Source organism: Anaerovorax odorimutans DSM 5092 (genome assembly GCF_000426305.1).
GTDB classification, from domain to species: Bacteria; Bacillota; Clostridia; order Peptostreptococcales; family Anaerovoracaceae; genus Anaerovorax; species Anaerovorax odorimutans.
The window spans coordinates 1-8,890 of the sequence record NZ_AUFC01000047.1; the positions used below are offsets into that span (position 1 = coordinate 1).

Annotated in this window: 8 protein-coding genes; 2 read left to right on the forward strand and 6 right to left on the reverse strand. The window is 29.9% G+C overall.

Annotated elements, in window-relative coordinates; all coding sequences use genetic code 11:
• The 3 genes from K292_RS17165 to K292_RS0112525 form a co-directional block, all read right to left on the reverse strand.
• Positions 1-254 (reverse strand): saccharopine dehydrogenase NADP-binding domain-containing protein (locus K292_RS17165; RefSeq protein WP_037373203.1); only part of this gene is annotated, 254 nt, incomplete at its 3' end.
• A gap of 219 nt (positions 255-473) precedes the next feature.
• Positions 474-2,003 (reverse strand): AraC family transcriptional regulator, encoded by a 1,530-nt coding sequence (locus tag K292_RS0112520; RefSeq protein WP_027400108.1) that lies wholly within the window; start codon positions 2,001-2,003, stop codon positions 474-476.
• Between the two features lie 259 nt (positions 2,004-2,262).
• A complete protein-coding gene (locus K292_RS0112525) occupies positions 2,263-3,027 on the reverse strand; it encodes an N-acetylmuramoyl-L-alanine amidase (RefSeq protein WP_027400109.1) in 765 nt (254 codons plus the stop codon).
• A 170-nt stretch (positions 3,028-3,197) separates the two neighbouring features.
• On the opposite strand from K292_RS0112525, the gene K292_RS0112530 reads away from it, so the two are divergent.
• Together K292_RS0112530 and K292_RS0112535 are read left to right on the forward strand one after the other, a co-directional pair.
• Positions 3,198-4,466, forward strand: a complete 1,269-nt coding sequence (locus K292_RS0112530; protein ID WP_027400110.1) for an alanyl-tRNA editing protein — start codon at positions 3,198-3,200, stop codon at positions 4,464-4,466.
• Between the two features lie 260 nt (positions 4,467-4,726).
• Entirely contained in the window at positions 4,727-4,969 is a 243-nt protein-coding gene (locus tag K292_RS0112535) for a hypothetical protein (protein ID WP_027400111.1), read from the forward strand.
• Between the two features lie 405 nt (positions 4,970-5,374).
• Here K292_RS0112535 and K292_RS0112540 read toward each other — a convergent pair whose 3' ends face one another.
• From K292_RS0112540 to K292_RS18920, 3 genes are all read right to left on the reverse strand, one after another.
• Positions 5,375-6,304 carry a chemotaxis protein gene (locus K292_RS0112540; RefSeq protein ID WP_037373204.1) on the reverse strand — a complete coding sequence of 310 codons (930 nt, stop codon included), beginning with the start codon at positions 6,302-6,304 and terminating at the stop codon, positions 5,375-5,377.
• A 532-nt stretch (positions 6,305-6,836) separates the two neighbouring features.
• Positions 6,837-8,327 carry a Na+/H+ antiporter NhaC family protein gene (locus tag K292_RS17170; protein ID WP_051280726.1) on the reverse strand — a complete coding sequence of 497 codons (1,491 nt, stop codon included), beginning with the start codon at positions 8,325-8,327 and terminating at the stop codon, positions 6,837-6,839.
• Positions 8,328-8,466: 139 nt separating this feature from the next.
• The coding region (locus K292_RS18920) for a saccharopine dehydrogenase family protein (protein WP_027400113.1) at positions 8,467-8,890 on the reverse strand (424 nt) is incomplete at its 5' end.

Genomic DNA, 8,890 nt, shown 5'->3' on the forward strand with positions numbered 1-8,890 from the left:
GGTTCTACTGCGTTCATTACAAATGTAATACCATGTTTTTTAATAATGTCTTTAATATTTTTTGAATCACTTGCATCTATTTTTTCGTAAACAAATCTTTCGTCATCACATTCTTCAGAAACTTGCTTTGCTCTGGCTTCATTATAGTCAGAAATAACTACTTTTTCTGCCCACATACCGCCTTCGCCGGCTCTTTTTATAATTTTAGCTGCTGAAGTACCAACTCCGCCTGCTCCGATAATTAATAATTTCATAATCATTTCCTCCTAATTATGTATTTATTTCAAACAAAATTGTTTAACTTGATTATGAATTCATAATAGCAAATATTTTCTGAATATTCAATTATGCATTTGCTTAAAAATTATACTAATTTGCCGTTTATACTATTTTACAAATAAAAAAACCACAAACTAATTAACTATCTTGTTAATAATTTGTGGTTTTTTTGCTAATTATTGTTATTTATCTATTTAAATTTTATCTATTAAGATTAGTTCACCGCTAAATCCAATTAAATTACTTTGGATACTCACACTATCTGATACGGTTATATCAGAATAGCTAACTTGAGGATTAATTCCCCATTTCCCTATCATAATATCTCTTCTATCTTTGGCATTTGGAAATCCTAATTTCGCTTGATAAGCGTACATAATATTTTCTCTCGTAAGCTTATATCTGTAAAACCTGTATTCACCGGTAAGACCAAACAACTTCACAAGAATTTCTGATTCCTCACAATCATTTTCAAATTCAGACAAAGTTTCTTCTAAACTTACACTATTTTTAGCTAAATTCTCAATACTTTCATTATAATTATAAATTAATAAACTTATTCCGTCTTTATTGTTTCTAGAAGAAGTAGTAATTACATATTCTTTACCATAAGCTATAACTGTTTCATTTAAATCACAAAGCATCTTGTATGCTAAAGCAGCCGGCTTCATATGTTCATATTTAAACAAGTTACTGAGGTGGCAGTCCTTTTTCTTTATTATTTTATTCTGTTCCTCAAGATTTATATTTATAATCGTTAATAATGGTCCTTTATCTTTAATAAAGGAGCTATAAACTTCCTTCGCTTGATGTTTTACTGCCTGCAAAATCTCTTCAGGCTCGATTAAAGTATATTTTGCGGAGGTCTCTCTGCTGCTGACCTGATTAGTATATTTTTCTCTGTATTCTGTAGGATGCATTCCAAACCATTTTTTAAAATATTTTATATAATATCTTACAGCAGAAAACCCTGACTCTTCAGAAATAACTCCTATTTTTTTATTTGTCCCAAGTAAAAGCTTTTCAGATTCTTCTACTCTTATAAAACTTAGCAATTCTTGAAAGCTCAATCCTGTGGCAGCTTTAATTACATGAGAAAGGTAATATATACTGAGATGCTCTTGCTCTGCAACTTCATTTAATGTCAATCTTCTTGTATAATTTTCATACATATAATCTGTTATTCTGTTTAATCTACCCGCTAAAATTTTATTTCCTTTATTTTTGCTTTCATTAATAAATTTTCCATCTTCCATGGCAAAATATTGGAAATCAGCTAATAAACATGCTATAAGATTATGTATATTTTCGATTACTTTATGCTCATAATTCGGATTTTTTTCTAAAAGTTCCAATATTATACGAGCCAAGGTTCCTCTCAGAACTTCTAAACTTTCATCATCAGCATCTTTCATATCTGTTACAAAAAAGCTATTTTTAAGATTATCATAGTATTTTGAGAAGAAGAAAAGATCCATCTGTAGCATCATAACAATATTAGGATGACCATTATTTTTAAAGCTATGGATTTCCCTGTCATTTAGAATAAAAATATCCCCTGCATTTAGTGTATATGTGTAATATCCATTTTTAAGAATAACCGATCCATCCAAAACATATACCACTTCTAAATCATCATGAAAATGAATGGGATATTCTTCTATCTCTGCTATTATTACATTTATCGGCAGTCCTTCCTTGTAAAAACTCTTCTCTTTTAACATTGTTATTCTCCCTTGTAATTATTACAATTTTTATGGTTTATAGCTTATTTTATAACATTATGTTAACTGATATCAGTTTATTTTTAAACCCTTAAAAATAAGATTTAAAAATTTCATTTTATAATTATTTAAAATTAATCCCAAGCTGCTTGTGGATAACATTTTAATTATAAAACGTTTAAATTTCAATATTAAAAAAACATATAAGATTATAAACTCAAAAGTTATACACAGTTAATTCAAAGAAATTTATAAATATTTAAATCAAATGCAAACTGTCAATTTTATCTATTTTCTCTTGTGGCTCTAAATTACTAAACGTCAACATTCCTTTATAAATAAATTTTGCCAGTTTTTCTTGATATTTTTCATCAAGTAATAATTCTGCTTCTGCTCTATTAGACAAAAATCCACATTCGATAATTACAGTTGGAGCAACGGGATTTTTCAAAATTAATACATCTTTTTTACCTAATGCCACCCGATTAGTTCCATCATTTATCCCTTTTACTAATTCTTCTTGTATTAATTCCGCTAATTTTTTTCCCTCTTCAGTGATTTTGCTACTACCTCCTGTAGAATAAAACACTTGTGCACCTCTAACAGAAGGATCTTCTTTAAAACTATTAAGATGAATACTGGCTGTCATTAAAGGTTTCGTTTTTTCTATAATCTTTTTTCTCTCTAGTAAATCTTCTGTTTTATGACTCCTTATAGATCTACCATCTTCTGAATAAAGACCCTTATCTTCCTCCCTTGTCATAACTATATGCCAACCATCTGCCTCTGCTAATTTTTTAATTTTTAAAGCAATAGCTAAATTAATATCTTTTTCACAAGTTCCGCTGCTGTTTACAGCACCACCATCTATACCTCCATGACCTGGATCCAATACTATCACATCTGCACTTGTAATAAACTGTACTCTTTGAAGAATTTCTTCTTTGAATGGCATTGATACTGTAATCATAGCAATAGCTAAAATAATAATAGCAACTTTCCATTTTAGTTTTTTATTTATCATGGCAGTCCCTCCCATTCATTTATATGAGAAGGTTTCTTCCACTATTCAAAAAATTTTATTTTCATATTAGTTAATGATTAAATGCAAGTTTTACAATAATTATATACCAAACAATACATTAATGGTATAATTTTCTTAGCACTTCTTTATTTGATTAGGAGATTAATATTATGACAAACAAATTATATAAACATGACGTTTATTTGAAAACTTGCGAAAGTACTATATTAGAAATTATTGATAAAAATTCAGGCACAGATAATTCTTCTTGCCTTATACTTGTACTGGACAAAACTATCTTTTTTCCAACTGGGGGAGGACAACCTTGTGACTTGGGTACTATAAACGGTATTTCTGTAATTGATGTGTTCGAAGAAAATGACATTGTTTATCATGTTTTAGAAGATGATGATATGCATATGGGCAGTTGTAGCCCTTCACCTGCACAAATGTTTCAAAAAGGGCAAACGGTAAAACTATCTCTTGATTGGGATCGTCGCTTTAATAATATGCAGAAACATTGTGGAGAACATATTTTATCTGGAATCTTCTACAGTGAATTAAACGGTGTCAATAGAGGTTTCCATATGGGTGACAGTTATATGACTCTAGATATTGATATAAAAGATATAACTTGGGAACAAGCAATGAAAATAGAAACTTTAGCAAACAAAGTTATTTGGTCCAATACTCCCGTAATTACACGTTACTTTGAAAAACGTAAAGATGCAGAAAATCTTCCTCTAAGAAAGCCTTTATCCCTAGAGGAAAATATATCTATTGTATGTGTAGGGGACATAAACAATCCTGCTGACTGTGTGGCTTGTTGCGGAACTCATCCAAGTACCGCAGGTCAAGTTGGTATAATAAAAATATTGAAGCTTGAAAAATATAAGGGCATGACCAGAGTATATATTAAAGCCGGTCAAGGTGCTCTATTAGACTATCAAAATAAAAATGATATTATTACTGCATTAAACAATAAATATTCTTCATCTGATGATGATTTAATTGATAAGATTAAAATACAGGATGAAAAAAATAAAGTTATCAGGCAAGAGCTTCATGAAATAAAAACATTGCTTATTACAAACTATGTTTCTGATATAAAAAACGATTATGCAAACGAAAATTATTATAAAAGTAGTAACGCTATAATATTAACAAAAAAATATGATAACTTAAAGATCAATGATTTATTAAATATAGGCAAACAGGCAGCTCCATATATTAAAGGCTTACTTTTACTGATATGCACTAAAGAAAATACTCTCATTCTTTTTTCTGATGGGAGTCATGATTGTAATAAACTGGTAAAAGAAAACGCCCCTATATATAACGGAAAAGGCGGAGGCAACAAAAACAATGCTCGTGCAATTTTCAATAAATATGAATATATAGATACTTTTATCGATTTACTTTGTAAACATTTAAGATAACTTCTTCAAATAAAATTTTAAAATATGACAGATTCTAAAATTTTAAATAAAATAATCCCCCCATGTATTTTATTTACATTGTTTGCTTAGAGGGATTATATCATGACACAAACTAACATGCATTATTCAATGATTCTTACATCACAGCAATACTGTCTCCATCACAAGAATCATTATATCATTTATTTAGAAGTTAGCTTTTTATATAAGTGCTGTTAGCACAAGGTCGTTTAAGAGAAAGACATTATTAGGTTATTTATATGAATAAAAAAACAATAAAAAGAATAAAATATTTATTCTTTATTCTTTTGGCAATTGCTGTATATACATCGGAGTGGTATTATACAAATCTTTCTAATACTATCACTTCAAAAAATCAGATTACTACTAATGATATTAACACACTTAATTTCTGGCGTAATACATTTAAATGTTTATTAGGTATAGGTATTGTAACTTTTTTATATGAAATTCACAAAATAAACAAAAGTAAAGATTGGTAGGTATTCTTTGATTTGACGCTTACCAACAACCTGCTTTTTAAATTCAAAACAGTATTTTTGCATAATAAAAACCGACCTCCAATCGTTATAGGTCTAAATTTTTTTGGGAGGGTTCGGATATAGCAGTGCACAACACTCCACATGCCTTGTCTGAGGTAGCATACATACATATAAAGAGATTAAAAATTCTTAATTTCTACAACTCACTAATACACTTCCTACAAATATTCTTCACCTCAAAATTAACAAAATCCTTCATACTACCACAAAGCCAACAAGCAGGATCGTACTTCTTAAGCATAATAAATTGTTCTTCTGTAAATTGAAACTTTAAATAGCACTTATTTTACATTAGCAAGGCTGCTGAATTAGTTGGCTTTGCTGTAGTATTTTTTAATAGTTTAATTAATGATTTTCAGTAAGATTATCAATTATTAAAACCAGTTTCCCGATTTCTGGCTTACTTATCTGTTCATCTGCACCAAGCTGCTTACCTTTTACACGCATTTCTTGGCTTATTAATGAAGAAAATAAAATGATTGGAATACTTTTAAGTACTGGATCTTCTTTCACCAACTTTGTTAATCTATGCCCATCCATCAGAGGCATTTCAATATCTGATACAATACAATCAACATGTTCTTTTATGGCATCTCCTGATTCTTTTGCCTTCTGCAAATAATCCCACGCTTCTTGCCCATTATCAGTTTTAACAATATTTTTATAACCAGCTTTATGTAATGATTCTATAATCAATTTTGAAAGAAGCATAGAATCTTCAGCAATTAAAATGGTTTTATCAATAGTATTGCGTTCTCCCAATTTTTCTATAGAATCAACCTGAATGCTAGACTCAGGACTAATATCTGCAACTATTTTTTCAAAATCTAAAATAGTTATAAGATGTCCTTGATATTCTGCTATTCCTGTAGAAGCACCGTCTTGTCCACCATAAATTACTCTATCTGGTTTTTTAATTGCTGTCCATGAAATTCTATCGATACCTATAACAGTATTTATATGAAATGCAAAATTTAATTTATTAAAATGAGTAACAATAAAAATATCACGATCAGAGTTTTCACATTCCGCAAGGTTAAGATATTTAGCAAGGTTTATAACAGTTATAATCTCATCTCTTGGTTTAAATACTCCCTCTACAACAGGATGTGAATTAGGCATCGGTTTTACATCTCTAGCCACCATAATCTCACGTACTTTAGCTACATTTATTCCAAAGATCTCTTCTGCAACTTTAAATTCAATAATCTCTAGCTCATTTGTCCCTGATTCTAAAAGTATACTGGTCTTATTGGAACTATCTTGGATTGCCATATCTATTTCTCCTTTTATTCGTTTTCTTAACTCATGTATACAAATTATACGCTAAATTATCAATTATTTCAATTAATTAACTTTAAGTTTTCAGGATAAAAAAACTCACCTAAGATTCTCCAATACAACCTATCTTGGCTTAACCTATCTCAACTCATCACAGCATAATCTAGCTTACATTATGTATTTTAATACTTATTAGATTACATGGTAATATTATTGGATTTTTCTGCAACTCCTCAATACACTTCCGACAAACCTATTTTCATCAATTCCTCAAGTTTGGAATCAAAAACTAAAATTGTGTGCGTAATCATATTTATTTTTCAAGGTGCATACAATTTTTTAAGCTGGTAAAATTGAGTAATTTACTATTTGTTGTCTATCTTATATAGATTAACAAGAAATAAAATGCTCCATTCTAAGTAAACAAGTTTTTATTATTTCACTTATCCACCTAGAAGGGAGCAGTTCATAGTTAAATAACTAATAGTCAGACAGCTCCTTTAAGACAAAAGAAGTTTTTTAATAATTATCCAATTATAAATCCTGCTACTAAATAAGCTATTGCAGCTAATGCATATGCAATAAATGCATATGGCATTTGTGATGTTGCATGTTCATAGTTTTCACAGCCACAAGCTGATGAAGTACAAACAGTAGCATCGGAAGCAACACATACATGGCTTCCCCAAACTCCTGCTGAAATAACTGCAGAGACACTTAAAATTGGATCACAGCCTATAGCTTGTGTTAATGGTACTACTACAGGAAGCATGAGCATATATAAATCCCAATTTGTACCTGTCATAAATTCAGTTGCACCGAATATTAAGAACAGAATAAATGGCATCAATTGTGGACTCATAAAGCCTTGAGCATTTTCTACTACATATGTTGCAAATCCAAGTTCTGTCAACGTAGCTGTAAAAGTATAGCTAAAACATACTAATACAAATAGAAATGACATATTTGTGAATCCCTGTACTATACATTCTATAAATTCTGATGGATTTAATAGTCTTTGACCAATAAAAAAGAAGAAACAAAATATCAAAGTTACTATACAACCCATGAACATATCCATGTCAAACAATAACGTAGTTATTACTAAAACTACTAATGGAATAAAAATATTATGTACTCTTGGATTTTCAAAAGTTTGCATATCACTTTCTGAAGTCATTGCTATTTTTTCTGATCCTGGAGGTGCTAAAATATTTTCATTATAAGCTCTGTATTCTGCTTTTTTCATCTTACCAACTAATGGAATAACACCAATAATTACTAAAAAACAAACTACGATTGTAGCCATAGCATAAAAGCTAAATGGAATGGTTTTTATAAAATATTTCATTCCTTCACCTTTTTCTGCAATATTATTGACTTCAAGTACACTTGCAATAAAGGCCCCCCATGTTGAAATAGGAATTAATACACAAGGTGCAGCCGCCATAGTATCTACAATATAAGAAAGCATTTCTCTTGAAACTTTTTTTTCATCGGTAATGACAGCCATACTAGGTCCAACCGCAAGGCTATTTAAATAGTCATCTGTAAAAATAATTCCACCAAATCCAAATGTACAAAGTAACGCTGCTTTTCTAGATTTTATATATTTTGCAATCCAAATACTAAAGGCTTTCGCTCCACCAGATTTTTCAATTAAAACAATAATACTTCCCATCATTCCGCATACTATAACTAACCAAATATAAGCCTCGCCCATTGCAGTATCAAACATTCTGTTAAAATATTCTGGTATAAATGATATACTTTGTGCCATAAAATATGTTGCTAAAAGACCCGCTAACATATATGCCATAATTACATCTTTTGCCCAAAAAATATATGTAATTGCAAATACTGAAGGAACTAACGTATACCATCCCAGATTATCAGGTGATGGTGATTTAATTATAAAAGACCCAATTATCAAACACATAATAATAGCAAAAATCATATTCCCTATTTTTTTTTTGCTTTGTTTTCTATTTTCAACTAATAACTCACTATTGCTCATAAGAGTCTCCTTTTCTTTATTTTATTTATTTGTTTTTTTCGAAAAAAAATAAAGGTAGGTCAAGAAACGCTTGACCGTCCCTATATTTTTTTAATATATAGATTGTTATTAATTATGCCTATCTTTTTCTATTTAATTTTTATCTTAGAGCATCTAAAAATTTCTTTTCGTTGATATGATCAGAATACTCCGAATCCATTTCTCTGATTCCTGCCGGGAATTCATATTTTTTTAGTCTTTCTACAAATGGGTCAGGATCAAAGCTTTCAGGTCCATGTACTCCTTTGATATCCCAGATTCCTTTAGCTATTAATTCCATCATGATTACAGGTCCTACTGCTGTCTGTGCTACAACAGAGTTTGTTCCGTATTTTGATACACATTCTCTGTTATCTGCCACTTGATATAAATATACAGATCTTCTCATTCCATCCTTTGTTCCTGTTACCCAAGTTCCTGCACATCCTTTACCTACCATCTCATTTGCCTGCTCAATTGGATTAGGTATTACTTTTACCAAGAAATCCCTAGGTGTTATTTCTGAATTTCCAACTTTAATCTTT